Origin of the sequence: Halobaculum sp. CBA1158, assembly GCF_021431925.1 — an archaeon.
Lineage (GTDB): Archaea > Halobacteriota > Halobacteria > Halobacteriales > Haloferacaceae > Halobaculum.
The window spans coordinates 1598280-1615122 of the sequence record NZ_CP090371.1; the positions used below are offsets into that span (position 1 = coordinate 1598280).

17 protein-coding genes are annotated in these 16843 nt (G+C 69.2%); 6 read left to right on the forward strand and 11 right to left on the reverse strand.

Features of this window, described 5'->3' with window-relative positions; all coding sequences use genetic code 11:
* Positions 1 to 4 precede the first annotated feature (4 nt).
* Together Hbl1158_RS08420 and Hbl1158_RS08425 are read left to right on the forward strand one after the other, a co-directional pair.
* The gene (locus tag Hbl1158_RS08420; RefSeq protein WP_234296394.1) at positions 5 to 265 is read left to right on the forward strand and encodes a hypothetical protein; all 261 of its coding nucleotides are present in this window, start codon (positions 5 to 7) and stop codon (positions 263 to 265) included.
* A gap of 105 nt (positions 266 to 370) precedes the next feature.
* Positions 371 to 1735: a hypothetical protein gene (locus Hbl1158_RS08425; protein WP_234296395.1), complete on the forward strand. Its 1365-nt coding sequence runs from the start codon at positions 371 to 373 to the stop codon at positions 1733 to 1735.
* A gap of 199 nt (positions 1736 to 1934) precedes the next feature.
* On the opposite strand, the gene Hbl1158_RS08430 is transcribed toward Hbl1158_RS08425, so the two are convergent.
* The gene (locus tag Hbl1158_RS08430; RefSeq protein WP_234296396.1) at positions 1935 to 4196 is read right to left on the reverse strand and encodes a CDC48 family AAA ATPase; all 2262 of its coding nucleotides are present in this window, start codon (positions 4194 to 4196) and stop codon (positions 1935 to 1937) included.
* The gene (locus Hbl1158_RS08435) at positions 4193 to 4438 is read right to left on the reverse strand and encodes an Hsp20/alpha crystallin family protein (protein WP_234296398.1); all 246 of its coding nucleotides are present in this window, start codon (positions 4436 to 4438) and stop codon (positions 4193 to 4195) included. The genes Hbl1158_RS08430 and Hbl1158_RS08435 overlap by 4 nt, the downstream gene beginning before the upstream one ends.
* Positions 4439 to 4620: 182 nt before the next feature.
* Here Hbl1158_RS08435 and Hbl1158_RS08440 point away from each other — a divergent pair, with 182 nt between their 5' ends.
* Positions 4621 to 5445 carry an alpha/beta hydrolase gene (locus Hbl1158_RS08440; protein WP_234296399.1) on the forward strand — a complete coding sequence of 275 codons (825 nt, stop codon included), beginning with the start codon at positions 4621 to 4623 and terminating at the stop codon, positions 5443 to 5445.
* A gap of 143 nt (positions 5446 to 5588) precedes the next feature.
* On the opposite strand, the gene panB is transcribed toward Hbl1158_RS08440, so the two are convergent.
* Positions 5589 to 6401, reverse strand: coding sequence for a 3-methyl-2-oxobutanoate hydroxymethyltransferase (gene panB, locus Hbl1158_RS08445; RefSeq protein WP_234296402.1), 813 nt, complete (start codon positions 6399 to 6401; stop codon positions 5589 to 5591).
* 150 nt (positions 6402 to 6551) lie between these two features.
* Here panB and Hbl1158_RS08450 point away from each other — a divergent pair, with 150 nt between their 5' ends.
* Positions 6552 to 6785 (forward strand): DUF5822 domain-containing protein, encoded by a 234-nt coding sequence (locus tag Hbl1158_RS08450; RefSeq protein WP_234296404.1) that lies wholly within the window; start codon positions 6552 to 6554, stop codon positions 6783 to 6785.
* A 29-nt stretch (positions 6786 to 6814) separates the two neighbouring features.
* On the opposite strand, the gene Hbl1158_RS08455 is transcribed toward Hbl1158_RS08450, so the two are convergent.
* Positions 6815 to 7390, reverse strand: a complete 576-nt coding sequence (locus Hbl1158_RS08455; RefSeq protein ID WP_234296409.1) for an HAD hydrolase-like protein — start codon at positions 7388 to 7390, stop codon at positions 6815 to 6817.
* Between the two features lie 3 nt (positions 7391 to 7393).
* The gene (locus Hbl1158_RS08460) at positions 7394 to 8557 is read right to left on the reverse strand and encodes an acyl-CoA dehydrogenase family protein (RefSeq protein WP_234296412.1); all 1164 of its coding nucleotides are present in this window, start codon (positions 8555 to 8557) and stop codon (positions 7394 to 7396) included.
* Between the two features lie 299 nt (positions 8558 to 8856).
* Here Hbl1158_RS08460 and Hbl1158_RS08465 point away from each other — a divergent pair, with 299 nt between their 5' ends.
* Positions 8857 to 10173 carry a carboxypeptidase regulatory-like domain-containing protein gene (locus tag Hbl1158_RS08465; protein ID WP_234296413.1) on the forward strand — a complete coding sequence of 439 codons (1317 nt, stop codon included), beginning with the start codon at positions 8857 to 8859 and terminating at the stop codon, positions 10171 to 10173.
* Between the two features lie 102 nt (positions 10174 to 10275).
* Here Hbl1158_RS08465 and Hbl1158_RS08470 read toward each other — a convergent pair whose 3' ends face one another.
* The 4 genes from Hbl1158_RS08470 to Hbl1158_RS08485 form a co-directional block, all read right to left on the reverse strand.
* Positions 10276 to 11601 (reverse strand): alanine--tRNA ligase-related protein, encoded by a 1326-nt coding sequence (locus tag Hbl1158_RS08470; RefSeq protein ID WP_234296415.1) that lies wholly within the window; start codon positions 11599 to 11601, stop codon positions 10276 to 10278.
* A 196-nt stretch (positions 11602 to 11797) separates the two neighbouring features.
* Positions 11798 to 12352 carry a transcriptional regulator gene (locus Hbl1158_RS08475; protein WP_234296416.1) on the reverse strand — a complete coding sequence of 185 codons (555 nt, stop codon included), beginning with the start codon at positions 12350 to 12352 and terminating at the stop codon, positions 11798 to 11800.
* Positions 12353 to 12440: 88 nt separating this feature from the next.
* Positions 12441 to 13481 (reverse strand): D-2-hydroxyacid dehydrogenase, encoded by a 1041-nt coding sequence (locus Hbl1158_RS08480; RefSeq protein ID WP_234296417.1) that lies wholly within the window; start codon positions 13479 to 13481, stop codon positions 12441 to 12443.
* A gap of 96 nt (positions 13482 to 13577) precedes the next feature.
* The gene (locus Hbl1158_RS08485) at positions 13578 to 14294 is read right to left on the reverse strand and encodes a fumarylacetoacetate hydrolase family protein (protein ID WP_234296418.1); all 717 of its coding nucleotides are present in this window, start codon (positions 14292 to 14294) and stop codon (positions 13578 to 13580) included.
* A gap of 183 nt (positions 14295 to 14477) precedes the next feature.
* Here Hbl1158_RS08485 and Hbl1158_RS08490 point away from each other — a divergent pair, with 183 nt between their 5' ends.
* Entirely contained in the window at positions 14478 to 14816 is a 339-nt protein-coding gene (locus Hbl1158_RS08490) for a CBS domain-containing protein (protein WP_321169951.1), read from the forward strand.
* Positions 14817 to 14945: 129 nt separating this feature from the next.
* Here Hbl1158_RS08490 and aceB read toward each other — a convergent pair whose 3' ends face one another.
* On the reverse strand, positions 14946 to 16250 hold the full coding sequence (gene aceB, locus Hbl1158_RS08495; protein WP_234296424.1) for a malate synthase AceB: 1305 nt from the start codon (positions 16248 to 16250) through the stop codon (positions 14946 to 14948).
* A 116-nt stretch (positions 16251 to 16366) separates the two neighbouring features.
* Positions 16367 to 16738, reverse strand: a complete 372-nt coding sequence (locus Hbl1158_RS08500; protein WP_234296426.1) for a VOC family protein — start codon at positions 16736 to 16738, stop codon at positions 16367 to 16369.
* Between the last annotated feature and the right edge of the window lie 105 nt (positions 16739 to 16843).

Here is a 16843-nt window from a genome sequence, read left to right on the forward strand (position 1 = left end):
GGACATGACCGACGGTGACGACGACTGGCAGCTCGCGCCCGACTCGGATCGGGAGTTCGCCGACGACCCGGAAACGAGAGCGTTCCTTCGCGCCGTCGCCGAGGACGTCCGCGGCGACTCGGGCGAGTCGAAACAGCTCTCGGCGATCCTCTATCGCGTCTCGGACCTGTACGACCCCGACGAGGACACCTCGCCCGAGGAGATCTACCTGAACGTTCGCCGGATCATGCAGATCAAAGAACGCGGTGGGCTGGAGCGGGACTGACCGGGCTCGGCGGATCGACTCCGCTCGGGCGCGGCCGTGGTCCGAGGGGGGCAGGGTCGACGTGAACACCTATTGTCGCGTGGGGGAAACGGGGAGGCGAACTGAATGTCCGAAGACCCGTCGTCGAGCCGCCCGTCGGGCGATCCGAGCGCGAGTCCGGTCGAGCGTCACGAACCCACGATCGAAGGCCTCTTCACCGATCTACGGGGGCTGACGGCGGAGGCGGACGATCCCGAGACCCGCGAGGAGGTCAGAGACGTCGAGGAGCTGCTCGCGGAGGCCCACGAGCGGGGGATCATCGAGTCGGGGGTTCGCACCCTCGACGCCCGCGACGCCGCAGAGGCGTTCGTCGGGAGCGTCATCTTCGCGTCGCCGCTCCTCGTCGAGGACGGCGTCTTCGACATCGCCGATCATCTCTTCGGGTTCACCCTCCACGGCGTTCCGGTGTTCCTGATCGCCAACACGGCGTTCGTCGTGTTCATGACGTACGCGCTGCTCGAGTGGACTGGCCAGAACAAAACGGAGGCGCAGACGCTGTTCGGGGTCGTCCCGCTGCGCGTGTTCATGACGCTCACGGTCTCGTTTCTCGTGGCCGCAGTCCTGATGACCGTCTGGGGGCGGGTCGGGAGCTGGGCGTCGCCGATCGAGGCGATCGCTCGCATCAACGTGATCTGGACCGTGGGGTCGCTGGGGGCGGCACTCGGCGACATCCTCTCGGACGCCGATCCCGCTCCGTCCGTCATCGCACGGACTGAATCGGTCCGAGACGACCCCCGACACGGAGCCCGGAGTAGGGTCGGTGGCGTTCGGTCGGACGACGACCGGGACGCGGTCGGGAGCCTGAGTGACAGCGCGCTCCTGGAGGCGATCCACGAGGAGTTCGACGATCTGGAGTCGGTCGTCGACGACTTCGCCCAGCGGTCCGAGGTCAACCGGATCAGGGGGGCGGCGATCGAGGCGACACTCGACGACGTGTTCGGCGACAGGATCCAGAAGTACACCTCGCGCGACATCGCCGAGGCGTTCGTCGGCAGCATCTTCTTCTCGATCCCGTTTCTGGTCGAGGACGGCGTCTTCGACGTCGCGGCCTTCTTTCTCGCGTTCCGGCTCGAGTTCTTCCCGGTGTACTTCCTCGCGAACACCGCGTTCGTCCTCCTGATGGTCCACTCGCTCGTCTACTGGGCGGGACCGCAGGACGTGCGAGAGCTGCGACCGATCTTCGGCTACGTCCCACGGCGGCTGGTCGGGACGGCGCTCGTCTCGTTTTTGACCGCGGCCGCGCTCATGACGATGTGGGGGCGCGTCGAGAACTGGGAGGACCCGGTCGTGGCGTTGGCCCGGATCAGCGTCGTCTGGACGGTCGCGTCGTTCGGGGCCGCGCTCGGGGACATCCTGCCCGGGGAGAGCTCGGGGGACGACATCAACGACGACATCGCGGCGCTCGGGGACGCGACCGACGACGAACTCTGAACGCGACCCAGATCATCGCACCCTCCAAAGCCCGGCAGCGAGGCTCGGGAGGGTCCGATGAGTGTTCGGGCACGACGAACGAGAGCGCCCACAGCACCGCCCGCGCGAGGCGCTCGACGGCGGGGTCCGGATCGATCGAACGCTCCGCGCTTACGTGGGAGTCGGATCCACCGGGGATCCGACGACCCGAACGCGCCCTCTACTGGAAGGTCCGACCCAGTTCGGTCTCGGACTGCTCGCGGGGTTCCGTGCTCTGGAACCGCTGTTCGATCTCCTCGTAGCGCTGTCTGGTCTCGTCGGTGACGGAGGGGTTCACCTCGTCCAGGGCGTCCTCGAAGTGGGCCATCGTCACGCGGACGTTGCCGACGGAATCGTCGACCTCTTCGGGCGAGACCGACTGGATGAACTCCCGCGAGGCGTTCATCGACGCCTCGCGGCAGACGGCTTCGATGTCGGCCCCGACGTATCCCTCGGTCCGGCGCGCCAGCGCGTTGAGGTCCACGTCGTCCGCCAGCGGCTTGTGGTCCGTGTGGACCTCGAAGATCTTCCGGCGGCCGTCCTCGTCGGGGACGGGGACGTGGACGTGCCGGTCGAGCCGTCCCGGGCGAAGCAGCGCGCTGTCGATGAGGTCCGGACGGTTCGTGGTCGCGATGACGACCACGTCCTCCAGCGTCTCGAGACCGTCGAGTTCGGTGAGGAGCTGGGAGACGACGCGCTCGGAGACGCCCGAGTCGCTGGAGTTGCTCCCGCGCTCGGTCGCGATCGCGTCGATCTCGTCGAAGAAGACGATCGTCGGCGAGTTCTCGCGCGCCTTGCTGAAGATCTCGCGGACGCCCTTCTCGGACTCGCCCACGTACTTGTTCAACAGCTCCGGCCCCTTCACCGAGATGAAGTTGGACTCGGACTCGTTGGCGACGGCCTTCGCCAGCAGGGTCTTCCCCGTCCCCGGCGGGCCGTACATCAGTACGCCCTTGGCCGACTCCATGTCCATCTGCTCGAACACCTCGGGGTAGTCGAGGGGCCATTGGATCGTCTCGCGGAGCCGCTCTTTGGTGCCCTCGAGTCCGCCCACGTCGCCCCACGTCACGTCGGGCACCTCGACGAACACCTCCCGGAGCGCGGACGGCTCGATGCCCTTCAGCGCCTCCTTCATGTCGCGGCTCGTGATCTCGATCGACTCGAGGATCTCCGCGTCGATCTCGTCTTCATCGAGGTCGATCTGTGGCCGGATACGACGGATGGCGTTCATCCCAGCCTCCTTCGCCAGGCTGGCGATGTCCGCGCCGACGAAGCCGTGGGTGGTCTCGGCGTACTCGTCGATGTCGATGTCCTCCGACAGCGGCATGTTCCGGGTGTGGACCTGGAGGATCTCCTTGCGGCCGTCGCGGTCGGGCACGCCGATCTCGATCTCGCGGTCGAAGCGACCGCCGCGGCGCAGCGCCGGGTCGATGGCGTCAACGCGGTTGGTCGCGCCGATGACGACGACCTCGCCGCGCTCCTCGAGCCCGTCCATCAGCGAGAGCAGTTGGGCCACGACGCGGCGTTCCACGTCGCCGCCGGCCTCCTCGCGCTTGGGCGCGATGGAATCCAGTTCGTCCATGAAGATGATCGCGGGGGCGTTCTCGGCGGCCTCCTCGAACACCTCACGCAGTTGCTCCTCGGACTCCCCGTAGTACTTCGACATGATCTCGGGGCCCGAGAGCGTCTGGAAGTGCGCGTCGATCTCGTTGGCGACGGCCTTCGCTATCAGCGTCTTCCCCGTGCCCGGCGGGCCGTGGAGGAGCACGCCCTTCGGCGGCTCGATACCGAGGCGCTTGAACAGCTCCGGGTGCCGCATCGGCAGCTCGATCATCTCGCGCACCTGCTCAAGTTCGTCGTCGAGGCCGCCGATGTCCTCGTAGGCGACGTCCGGCGTCTCCGCGCCGCCGCCTGTCGCCGACTCGGCGATCTGTTCGGCGGGCTTCTCGGAGATGTCGACCTCCGTCGAGTCGGTGATGACGACGGTACCGGTCGGCTCGGTGGACGCGATCTTCAGCGGGACGGCCTGCGAGCCGCCGCCCATGAGCCCGAGTCCGAGGGGGAACCGGATGGTCTGCCCCTGCGTGACCGGCTGGCCCGAGAGCTTGTCGCGGATGATCGAGCCGACGTTGCCGCGTATCCCGAACTGCTGCGGGAGCGCGATCGTGATCCGGTCGGCGGGCTCTACGTCCGCGGCCTCGATCGTCACTCTGTCGTCGATACCGACGCCGGCCTCCTGGCGGAGTTGACCGTCGATACGGACGACGCCCGTGTTGTCGTCCTCCGGATACCCCGGCCAGACGCGGGCGATCGCCGTGGAGTCGCCCTCGATTCGAATGTAGTCCCCGCCCGAGAGATCGAGTTCCTCGGCGGCGACGCGGTCGATAGCGGCCAGGCGACGCCCGGCGTCCTTCTGTTTCAGCGGTTTGACTGTGAGTTTCATGCGGTCTGGATCGTGAGTACGCCGTTCTCGATGTCAACGTTTGCGGCCGGACCGGGAAGTTCGAACTCGAACTCCTCGTCATTCTCGTCGCCCGCGATGACGACGATCGCAGTTCCGTCGACGGTGTCGACGGAGACGTCCTCGTCGGCCGCGTTCAGATCCGCCGCGACGACGGTCCCGTCCGCGTAGTCGTACCGCCGGACGAACCGGTCGCGGCGGTCGGTGAATTGGCGTTGTGTCATGTCTATTCCTAACCCAAGGTAATGCGGCTAAGTATATAAACATATCGTCCATGAATCGCAGTAAGGCGGCCGTTCTACCCGAGAGACGTTGTGTAGCAGTTCACGACCGTCGGGAGCGAAGTCGAGAGAGGCATCGACGTCGTCGCCGGCCAATTTAAGCCCCGGCCGCGGCGACGTATGGTATGCGAACCGTCGACCACCACGGCAGGCGAACGGCGTATCGGGTCCTCGGCGAGGACCCGGACGACGGTATCGACGCCGATCGCAGCGGAGACGCCGAGCAGCCTCCCGACAGCGACGTTCCCGGCGTGCTGTGCGTCCACGGGAGCGGCGCGACCGGAGAGCTGTGGGTCGGACTGTCCCGGCTCGCCGATCGTGCGTCCGTGGCGGCGCTCGATCTCAGCGGTCACGGCGACAGCGACGACGTGGACGCCGCGCCCGGACCGGAGACGCTGGAGGCGTACGCCGCCGACGTGGTGGCCGTCGCCGAGGCGACAGACGCCTCGGTGCTCGTCGGGAACTCCCTGGGCGGCGCGGTCGCGATGTGGGTCGCGTTGGAGCGCGACCTCGAGATCGATGGCCTCGTCCTCGCCGGGACGGGCGCGAAACTAACGGTCCTCGATGATCTGCTCGTGTGGCTGCGCGAGGACTTCGAGCGCGCCGTCGAGTTCCTCCACGAGGCCGACCGGCTGTTTCACGACGCCGACGACGCGACCCTCTCGCGGTCCCGAGAGGCCATGCGTGAGGCCGGCCGTGCGACCGTCGAGCGCGACTTCCGTACCTGCCACTCGTTCGACGTTCGGGACCGACTCGACGAGATCGACGCCCCGACCCTCGCGATAGTCGGCGAACACGACGGACTGACGCCGCCGCGATACCACGAGTATCTCGCCGCCGAGATCTCCGACTGCTCGCTGCGGGTTCTCGACGACGCCGCTCACCTCGCGATGCTCGAACGTCCCGTCGCATTCGGCGATTCGGTCGCCGAACTGCTCGACCGGGTGTAGCCGCTTCCGAGCGAGAGTTCAAATGGGATGACGGGACCACGGCCGCCGTGGCGAACTGAGCCGCTCCGGAACGGCTCGCGGGTGCGCGGCCGACCGTTCCGGAGGCGAGCGGGGCCGCCTGTCAGCCAGAATCGGGAGACGAGTCAGTAGACGTCGTCCACGTCGTCTTCGACGTGGCTGTGTTCCTCGGCCGGGAACTCCCCGTTCTCGACCTCCCGCTTGTACGCGCCGATCGCCTCTGCCATCTCCCCGCGGAGGTCCGCGTACTGCTTCGAGAACGGCGGCGACCACTCGTCGAGGCCGAGCACGTCCGTGATCACGAGCACCTGTCCGTGCGTGTCCGAGCCCGCGCCGATGCCGATCGTCGGGATCTCGAGCGCCTCGGTGATCTGTTCGGCGAGGTTCGCGGGGACGTGCTCGAGCACCAGCGAGAACGCGCCGGCGTCCTCGTGTTCGCGGGCGAGCTCGAGCATTCGTTCGGCGGCGTCCGCGTCGGTGCCCTGCCGCTGGTAGCCGCCGGTCTCGTTCACGTGTTGGGGAGTCAATCCCAGGTGTGCCATCACGGGAATACCGAGTTCCGTGAGTCGACGCGTCAACTCGACGGTATGCGCACCGGACTCGAGCTTCACAGCGTCCGCGTCCGCCTCCTTCAGCATTCGACCGGCGTTCTCGACGCTCTCTGCCTCGTCGACGCCGAAGGAGAGAAACGGCATGTCGGCGACGACGAGCGCGTCGTCGGTCGCGCGAGCGACGGCCCCGGTTCGACTGCGCACCTCCTCGAGGGTGACGGGCAGCGTGGAGTCGTGACCGAGCACGGCGTTGCCCATGGAGTCGCCGACGAGAACGATGTCGATACCGACGTCATCGACGACGGCGGCGGTCGGGGCGTCGTACGCCGTGAGCATCGTGATCGGCTCGTCTGCCGCCCGCTCGCGGATGTCCCGCGTGGTGACCATAGCTCCGGGTTCGTGAGGCCACCCGATTAATCCGTGCGATCCGGACGAGGCTTCGTGATCCGAACGGCGTGAGCGGCGGGTCTCCCGGTCGTTGGCATCGCCGCCGGTCGAAACCGACACGGCTTACCCGATCGGGTCGAACTCCCGCCCGTGCCCGAGCGCGTCGAGACGACCGATCCCGAAGGGGTCGACTACGGCTGGGTGATGCAGACGACGTTCGTCCTCACGGTCACGTTCGGGGCGCTTGTCGTCGCCGCGCTGTCGGCGTTCGTCACCCTGCCCACGTGGGGCGCACGCGCCGGGTTCGCGATCCGTGTCGGCGCGGTGATCTGGATCGTCACCGCGGTCGCCGTGTTCTACTACGAAAAGACCGTCCGAGCGTGAGTCGGCGAACGGCGCGAACCGCTCCCCGGCTACGCCCACCGGAAGTCGACGCCGGCGCGCTCCGCCGTCGCGGCGTCGCGCTCGGAGTCGCCGACGAACAGCCCGTCCGCGGGCGCGACGCCGAGGCCGTCGAACGTCGCCAGCAACGGCTCGGGGTCGGGCTTGTACGTCGCGACCGAGTCGCGACCGACGACGCTTCGAACGTGATCCGCGATCCCGTGTCGGTCGAGCGCGGTTCGACACGCCATCTCGCAGTTGAGCGAGCACACGCCCGTCGGCACCGACAGCGGGAGGTGATCGGCGCGGGGAAGCCGGGCAGAGGCGGCCGCGCCGGCGGTCTCGTGGTCCGCGAGCACCGCCTCCAGGTCCGAGCGGAGGTCGACCGCGTCGGCGCGCTCGAGGAGCCCCCACAGGTCCGCGCCGGCGGCGTCGTGTCCCGCGCGCTCGAACAGTTCGACCGCGTCGGCGGCGGCGGCGTCCCAGTCGACAGCGAGGTCGACGAGCGTGCCGTCGAGGTCGAACACGACCGCGTCGTAGCCGGCGTAGTCGTCGCCGGCGTTCGCATCCGCGGCCACCGCCTCAGGTGAGTCGGCGGGTCCGGTCACGGGTTACAACAGCTCCCGAGCGATGATCGTCTTCTGGATCTGGGTCGTCCCCTCGTAGATGGTGGTGATCTTCGAGTCCCGGTAGAACCGTTCCACGTCGAACTCGCTCATGTAGCCGTAGCCGCCGTGGAGCTGGATCGCGTCGTTGGTCACGTCCACGGCCGACTCGCTGGCGAAGTACTTCGCCATCGACGCCGCCAGCCGGGGGTCCTCGCCGGCGTCGGACTGGCGGGCCGCCTCGCGGACGAGCAGGCGCGACGCCTGTACCTTCGTCGCCATCTCTGCAAATGTGTTCCGGACCGACTCGATCTCGCCGATCGGCCGGTCGAACTGTTCGCGCTCGCCGACGTACTCTCGGGCCTCGTCGAGCGCCGCCTGCGCGAGCCCGACCGCCTGCGCGGCGATGGCGATCCGGCCGCCGGTGAGCGTCTCGAACGCCGCCGAGAGCCCCTTCCCCTCCTCCGTGAGCCGGTACCGTTCGGGAACGCGCACGTCCGAGAACTGCATCCCGACGGTGTCGGAGGCGCGCAGGCCCAACTTCTCCTCCTTTTTTCCGACGGCAACGCCGTCGCGATCGGCGGGGACGAGGAACTGGGTGATCGAGCCGTCGTCAGCGGGATCGGTCTTCGCGAAGACGATGTACACGCCGGCGCGCTCGCCGTTCGTGATCCACTGCTTCTCGCCGTTCAGGACGTACTCGTCGCCGTCGCGTTCGGCGGTCGTGCTCATCTGTGCGGGGTTCGAGCCGGCGTCCGGCTCGGAGAGGCAGAACGCGCCGACGGGTCGACCGTCGACCATCTCGGGGAGCCACTCGTCTCTGACCGCCTCCGAGCCGAAGTTCGCGATACAGGAGGTGGCGAGGCAATGTACAGAGAGGGCGGTCGCGACCGCGAGCTGTCCGTACGCGAGTTCCTCGTTCACGACCGCGTACGTCGAGCGATCGGCGTCGAACCCGCCGTACTCCTCGGGGACGGTCAGGCCGGTCAGGTCCAGGTCCGCGAGCGTGTCCCACGCGTCCTCCGGGAACGTCTCCGTCTCGTCGGCCTCCCGAGCGCCGGGGCGAAGCTCCTCGACGGCGACCTCCCGGACGACCTCGCGGATCGCACGCTCCTCCTCCGAGAGCATCGACGGGGAGTGCGCGTACGGACCGGGGTTCGCGTTCGTCATGCGAGAGGGTTCGCGTCGCGGCGGTTAAGCGTGTCTCACTCGTGCCTTGTCGGCAGGGCGTTTCGTCGGCGAACGACGAGTCCGCCTGCGGCGACCGGCGACGAGCGGGTCACAAGCGGGCTGGGTGAAACTACGAGTCGGGGAACCACGAGTCGGGGAACCACGAGTCGTGAGGAACCGCGAGTCGAGAGGAACACCGAGTGATCCACGTTAGCCGCCGCCTGTTTCCGCGAAAGCCGCGCGTACCTTTCAGCCCGAATCCAGTAGGGATCCACGAGATGTGTCCCCGTTCACGGTCGATGGTCCTCGCGACGGTCGTCCTCCTAGTGGCGGTGCCGGTCGTCGGAGTCGCCGGAATATCCGGTGCCGCCGGCGTCGACGGAACCGAGAGTCCCGTCGGCTCCGCGACGGCCCCGCCGGCCGCGACACAAGAGGCGACTGTCACCATCACGGTCGCCGTCGAGACGGCCGCGGGCGACCCCGTCGACGACGCGGAGATCACCGCCGCGTGGGACGACGGCACCGACACCGCGTCGACCGCCAGCAACGGCCGCGCGTTCCTCGACGTGCCAGCCGGCGCTCGTGTCGAACTCGGCGTCGATCACCCGGATTACGTGCTGAACGCGCCGGTAGTCATCGGAAACGCCACAGAGCGTGAGGTCGGCGTCACCGTCCGCGAACGGGCCCGGCTCACGGTCTCCGTCGAGGACGACTCCGCCGAGCCGGTCGCCGACGCCCGGGTCCTGCTCAGACAGGACGGTGAGATCGTCGTTGACGCCCGAACCGACGCCGACGGCACGTACACGACGGGCGTGATCGAACAGCGCGAGTACGGTCTGACAGTCGTCAAGGAGGGCTACTACCGGTCGCGGACCGACGTGACCGTCGGCGCGGATACGACCGCCACCGTCGGAGTCGAGCGCGGGTCGGTCACGCTCTCGTTCAGCGTTACCGACGACCGCTTCGACCCGCCCCGTGGGGTCGCCGACGCGCGGATCGACCTGGAGACCGCCGGCACGTTCACCACCCTCGGCAACGGCGAGGCGACCGCGCAGGTGCCGGTGAACGCCGAACTCGACGTCGACGTGACGAAGGAGGGGTACGAGACGGTGAGCCGGACCGTCGACGTTGGGGAGTCCCCGCGAGCGGTGAATCTCACGATCGGGCGGACGCCCCGGCTGAATCTCACCGCCGTCAACGACCGCGTCGTCGCCGGCGAGCGCACGGTCGTCCGCGTCGTCGACGCCTACGGCGACCCGGTCGCCGGCGCGACCGTTCGCGTCGACGGCGAGGCCGTCGGCACCACCGGCGACGACGGCTCGCTGACCGTCCGGTTCGACGCCGAGGGGAACCACACCGTCGTCGCCGAGACGGACGAGTTGACCGCAGAGGCGGTGACCGTCGAGGTGGTGAGCGAGCGGACGGCGCTCCCGTCGACCGCGTCGCCGACCGCGACGGCCACAGCGACCGAGCCGCCGGACGCCGCGACTGCGACGCCCGAGCCCGACGCCGGGATCAGCATCCCCGGGTTCACTCCGATCACGGCCGCACTCGCGATGGTCACGCTCGGGGCGCTGGCGGCGGTACGAATCGGTCGATCACGGCGAGCTGACTGAAGCTCGCGGGCCCCATCCGACGAGTGCTCGCGGGTCGCTGTCGACGGATACTCGTTGGTCGCTGTCGACGGTAGAGGTCGATCCGAGGCTCGGATTTCCCGGCTACGGCGACCGGAGGAACGAGACGACTGCGTCGGGTTCCGCGTCGAGACCGCCGCCCTGTGCGAACGCCGGCGATCCGCCGCCTCCGCCGCCGAACTCGTCGGTCACCCGGTCGACCACGTCGCCGGCGTCCACGGCGTCGACGGCCGGGTCCACGGCGACGACGACGAACGGTGACTCCCCGTCGCCGACGGCCGCGACCGCGTGGGGGGCGTCAGCGACCGCGGCGTCACCGGATTCCGATCCGGCGGACTCCCCGCGGACGACCGTCTGGGCCGCCTCGCCGACGGCGTTCGCGTCGACTCCCGAGACGGAACCGACTCGCCAGCCGACGCCGTCGCGGTCGACCCTGTCGAAGCCGCGGACCCGCCGGACGAGCGCCTCCTCGCGCAGCGCGGTCGCCTCCGCGAGCGCCTCCTCGCGCTCGTCGTCGACGCGCTCGACGGCCTCGGGAAGGTCCTCGAGCGCGACCCCGAGCGTTCTGGCGGCGTCGAGCGCCGCGCCGTGGGTGTCCGCGCGGCGACGGATCCCGGCGGGTCCGACCGCGAACTCGACGCGGGTGAGCCCCTCGCCGGGGTTCGAGCGGCCGAGGACCGTCACCGGACCGATCTCGGACGTGTTGGCGACGTGCGTGCCGCCGCAGGCGGCGGCGTCCCACCCCTCGATCTCGACGACTCGGACGGTGTCCGCGTCGGCCATCACGCCCTCCTCGGTCTTCGTGTTGAACGCGACCGCGCCGTCCTCGCGGGCCGCCTCGACGGGCCGCTCCTCCCACGTGACCGCCCGGGCGTCCCAGACCGCGCGGTTGACCAGTCGCTCCAGCTCGACCAGCACCTCGTCTGTGATCTCCGTGCTCGTCACGAAGTCGACGCGGACCTTCTCCTCGTCGGCGCTCGGGGCGGCGACATCCCCGCCGTCGCCGTCGGTGATGCCGGCATCGGGGTTCCGTCGCTCCGGGGAGGCCGCGCGGATCCCGAAGCCGCCGTATCCGAGGTCGTCTAGCAGTCGTCGGCCCGCACCGTACAGGACGTGGCTGGCGGTGTGGGCACGCATGCAGTACGTTCGGAAGTCGTCGTCGACGACGCCGGCTACCGCGTCGCCGACCGAGAGCGCGGGCTCCTCGGCGAGGGTGTGTACCACCGCGTCGTCGCGCGACTGGACGTCGACGACCGGGACCCCGGCGACGGTGCCGCGGTCCGGAGGCTGGCCCCCGCCCTCGGGGTAGAAGTACGTCTCCGCGAGCGTGACTTCTGTGCCGTCGACCGACTCGACGCTCGTCTCGAAAGACCGAACGGTCGGCTCGGCCGGCGCGAGCGAATCGCTCATGCCGGCGACTCGTGAGCCGGAACGAAAAGTCGTCCGCCTCCGGCGATCGGTGGGGTATCGCTCGCCCTCGCGTTTTGCCCGGGCGGCTCGGCACGCAGACCTCGCCGTTCACGAGACCTGCGGTCTCGTGAGCTCGAAAATCGCGCCGCGATTTTCGAACGCTGAGCTTCGAGGGCTCGCTCCGCTCGCCCTCGCGTTATTCGTCCACGAGGACCACGTCCAACTCCTTCTCGATCGCTCGCACCACGGACCCGCCGACGCCCGCGCGAGCCGCGCGTCCCTCCTCGACCGCGTGGACCTGCTCGGCGTCGACGCCGAGTTCGGCCGCGAGGTCGTCGACGCTCATGCCGGCGTCCTGTCGCGCCTCCGTGACCGTCTCCCCGTAGTCGTCGACGAGGTACGGGAGCCGGTCCTCCTCGTAGTCGGTGCCCTCCTCCTCCCAGCGTCTGGAGTCGCCCGTTCCCGCGTCCATCGCCTTCGCGACGTTCTGGGCCGCCCGTTTCTTGCGGTTCGGCTCGTCCTCGCCGCGGGATCCGCCGCCTCCGCCGCCTCCGCCGCCCGAACCCGAGCCGCCGCGACCGCCGCGGCCGCCGCCGCGCGCGCTGTCGTCGTGGGGGGCACAGTCGGAACAGACCAGCAGATCCGCGCCGGCGACGTTGGCGCGCGAGAGGCTCGCATCCTCGCGGCCGCACAGCTCGCACGCGCCGCCGTCGTCGCCGCCTCCGCCGCTTCCGGTGGAGTACTTCGCCATGCTCTCTGCACCTCGCGCGGACAGTTAAAACCGCGCTCCGCGAGCCGCGGTGAACCGGGAACCGATGCCGGGGGCGGTACTCCCGCTCTCAGACGACCCGGTTCTCCAGGTCCACGCCGGCGGGGACGGGCGATCCGTCGCCCGGGTCCTCCCCGGGCACGTCGTCGCCCGCGTCGCCCGTGTCGCCCGTGTCGCCCGCGTCTCCGACCCCGTCAGCCGCCGCGAGTCGCTCGACGTTGCCCGCGAGGATGTCGGCGACGCGGTCGAAGTAGCGGGGGGTGTGGCCGGCGTTGTGCGGGGTGATGTGTACGTCGTCGAACCCCCACAGCGGGTGGTCCTCGGGCAGCGGTTCGGGGTCGGTCACGTCGAGGAACGCCCCGCGGATCTGGTTCCAGCGCAGCGCGTACACCAGGTCGTCGGTGTCGACGACCGGGCCGCGGGCGATGTTCACCAGCGTCGCCTGCGGCGGGAGCGTCCGGATCGCCTCGCGGTCGATCAGTCCCTCCGTGTCGTCGGTCAGCGGGCACGCGAGCACGAGGTGGTCCGTCCGCGCGAGCGCGTCGTGCAACTCGTCGAAGCCGAACACCTCGTCGGTCGGCCCGCCCTTCTCCGGGGTGTAGCGCACGCCGAGCGTCTCGACGCCGAACGGCTCCAGGCGGTCGACGACGGCCGTCCCGATCGCCCCCAGACCGACGACCGTCACCGTCGAGTCGTACAGTTCCGTCGTGGGGTACGCGCGCCACTCGCGACGGTCCTGCTGACGCGTCGCTCGTCGAAAGTCGCGGGCGAGCGCGACGAGCGCGCCGATCACGTACTCGGAGATGTTCGGCCCGTGCACCCCCGAGGCGTTCGTCACCGCGACCCCCGCCTCCTCGAAGGCGTCCAGATCGAGATGTCCGGTGCCGGCGTACACGCCGGCGAACAGCCGCAGCGACGCCGCGTCGTCGAGGTGCTCCTCGACGGCGTACCCCTCGCCGGTAGCCACGTCGGCCGTCCGAAGCGCCTCGCGCTCGCGTTCGGGCGTGTCCGCGACCACGACCTCGTGGTCCGGTAGTCGCTCGCGCAGCGCCGCCGCGAACTCCTCGGCCGGATGGCCGTGGATCTTCTGTCGTGTTACGACGATTCGCATGACCGGCGCGACGACGGCGCGGTACTTAATGTCGCTGTCGTCGGCGATCGGGACGAGACCGAGGTGGGGGACGGCGGCGCGTGACTGATCGGCCGCTCAGTCGCCGTCGACGACCTCGTTGGTGAGCGTTCCGACGCCCTCGTAGGTGATATCGACGGTCTCGCCCGGCTCGACGAGGCCCGGGTTCGCCGGCGAGCCGAACGCGACGCAGTCGCCGGCGCGGAACTCGAACCGCTTCGAGAGGTACGAGACGACCTCGTGGGGGTCGAACAGCATCAGCTCGGTGTTCGCCTCCTGGCGACGCTCGCCGGCGACCTCGGTGTGCATGTCGACGTCCGCGGGGTCGACCTCCGTCTCGATCCACGGCCCGAGCGGGCCCGAGGCGGTGAACGCCTTGCGCGCGGTTCGCCCCTGCTGGTCGAGCGCGTCCACGTCGTTCATCACGGTGTACCCGCGGACCGCGTCCGGCACCTCCGCGGGCGCGAGATCCGAACACGGCTCGTCGACGACGGCGACCAACTCGCCGGCGTAGGTGAGTTCGTCGGTCCACTCGGGGTACGGGATCGGGTCGCGGTGGCCGACGACGGAGTGGGGCGGCTTGATGAAGAAGTCCGGCTCCTCGGGGCGCTCGTAGTCCATCTGATCGAGCGTCGCGGCGAAGTTGCGGCCGACGCAGAAGAGCGCGTCCGGGTCGCAGGGCGCGATCAGGTCGTTCTCGTCGACCTCGTACTCGGCGTCGTCGGCGATCAGCGCGCCGTCGCGGTACTCTCCCTCCCGGACGCCGTCGTCGGTGCGGACGCGTGCGAGTCGCATGCGCGGCACGTGCCGCGGGGGCGGCAAGTAGCTCCCGGTCGCTCGACGGATGGACAGCCGGACGGGCGGGCCGTCGATCGCGGCACCCGCCGTCCGGCGGTCGACGCGGGGGAAAACACCAAACCCTCCCCGCCCGATCCGTCGCCCGTGAGTTCTAGAACCGACACGACAGTCGAGGAAGCGATGTCGACGCCGCTGGAGACGATCTCCCCGGACGCGACGGTTCGGGAGGCCGCGCGACGGATGCGCGACCGGGAGATCAACGCGCTCGTCGTCGTCACCACGCCGCGCGCAATCGTCAGCAACACCGACATCGTCGACGCCGTCGCCGACGGCCGCGACACGGGCTCGCTGCTGGTCGAGAACGTGATGACGACCGACGTCGAGACCGTCACGCCCGACCTCTACATGCAGGAGGTCGCCGAGATGATGACCACCTACGACATCAAACACCTCCCCGTGGTCGACGGGGACTACGTCGGGATGATCTCCTCGACGGACGTCACCGCGTACCTCTCGTAGTCGCCGCCGAGTCGGGCTGATTGGCCCGTCGAAACGGCCACGTCGGGGAGGCCTGAGCCACCGAGGTGATCGGATCCGTCGAGGTGATCGGACCGATCGAGACCGTGGGCCCGTCCCGCCCTCGACCGCTCAGTTACCGACCTGCGTGGCGCGCTCGACCACGTCAGCGCCGTATATTTCTTCGAGGTCCTCGTGCTGGTCCGGCCGGTGCTCGTACACGTCCTGGAACAGCGCGATCGGGGTCTGTGCGGCCTGATAGGTCGCCTCGTCCCACATTCGGTCCTTGCTGAGGTCGACCTCGACGCCGTCGATCGACAGCGTCGCGGACTGTGTCATCGCGATCGCGCCCTTGCCGGCCTCCTTGGCCGCCTCGAACTCCTCCATCGACTCGACGATGTCGTCCATGCTCGGGACGTAGGAGGTGCGGTCGAGCAGCGCATCGCGGAGTTCGTCCTCGCTGAGTTCGTGCTCGTCGCCGTCGATCCCGAGCACGTACGAGCCGCCGGACTCCGAGAGCGAGACCTCGTCGCCGTCGTACACCTCGCGGTCGCCCTCGCTCACGAGTTCGACGTCCTCGCCGTCGACTTCGAGCAGCCACGTGCCGGTCCTCGGCGGGAGCGGGGCCTTGTTCGCGACCTCGACCTGCGTGGGGGTGAGCGACCAGATGCCGGTCATCCCCTTCGCCCGGTTCGCCTCCATCCGCGCTTTGTACCCCTCCACGTCGCGGATGTTGTCGTACGGGCCGTCGACGGCGATCAGGCCCGCGGCGCTTGCGCCCTTTGAGGTGTTGTGGCGGAGTTCGGGCCACTCGGGCAGCTCGCCCGTCGGCGTCATCGCGCGCATGTCCTTCGTGTAGTCGACCTCGCCGTCGACCAGGAGGAACATGCGCTCGAGCGTGTTCGAGGGCTTGCCCATCTCGTCGCGGATGCGGTTCAGCGCGATCTCGGCCTCGCCGGACTCGACGATGACCGACATCGAGAGGCTTCCGGGCTCCAGATCGTGCTCCTCCTCGATTATCTGGAAGAACTCGTCCGCCTTCTTCCAGTCGTCGATGTCCCCGACCTCGGGGATGACGAAGCCGTCGATGTGGTCGACCGCGCCGTTTGTTGGGTCGGCGATCTCGCGCATGTACTCGAAGCCGGCCAGACGCTTCGAGGGGTCCTCACGGTGCCAGACGACGCGCGGGTGGATCTCGCCGGGGAAATCGGCCCCGTGCTCGCTCACCACGTCGATGATGTTCTGCGCCCCCTCGTCGCGCATGGACGGGGCCGTCGCGTCCTCGTTGTCCGGCACCCACACGTCGGGTGCCTGAATGCCGCGAAGTCCCGCGGCGCTTCGCATCATCTTCGCCGAGTCGTCCTCGCCCTGCACAGCCGTCGGCGACGTGAAGAACGTTCGAACGAACTCCCGTTCGTAATTCCGTTGTACACTCATGTCTACCGGTTTCACCGTTCGCGGGTACAATCATAAACGTTCGTCCTAAACACAGTATTGTCCGGTGTGAGTCCGGAGACAGAGGCGAGAGACGCCGTCGCTCTCGCCCGGCGTGGTCACTCCAGCGGCTGGACCAACTCGACGGTGTGGCCGTCGGGGTCCTTCAGGAACGCGGTCCGCGCGCCCGCCTCGGGCTGGTCGGCGGGCGCTTTCACGACGCCGTGGTGGTCGATCCGGTCGAACGCGGCGTCGACGTCCTCGACCGACACCGCGACGTGGTCGTAGGCGGTTCCCTCCTCGAACTCGTCCTCGCCCTCGGTGTCGGACAACTGGAGTTCGACGCCGTTCTCGTCGGCGACGTAGAGGTTTCGCGCGTCGCCGTCGGCGGTCGTGAACTCCCACGAGCGCTCGAACCCGAGGTTCTCCGCGTACCAGTCGGCCGCGCGCTCCGCGTCGGCGACGTTGAGACAGACGTGGATGAACGCCATGTGCACACCCCGCACAGCCACCGGCATAACCGTTCGTGTCCGTGCAAGGCGGTCGGGCGTCCCGCGACCTGCGGGAGCGGAGACGGGACGTCGCCGTCGTCACGC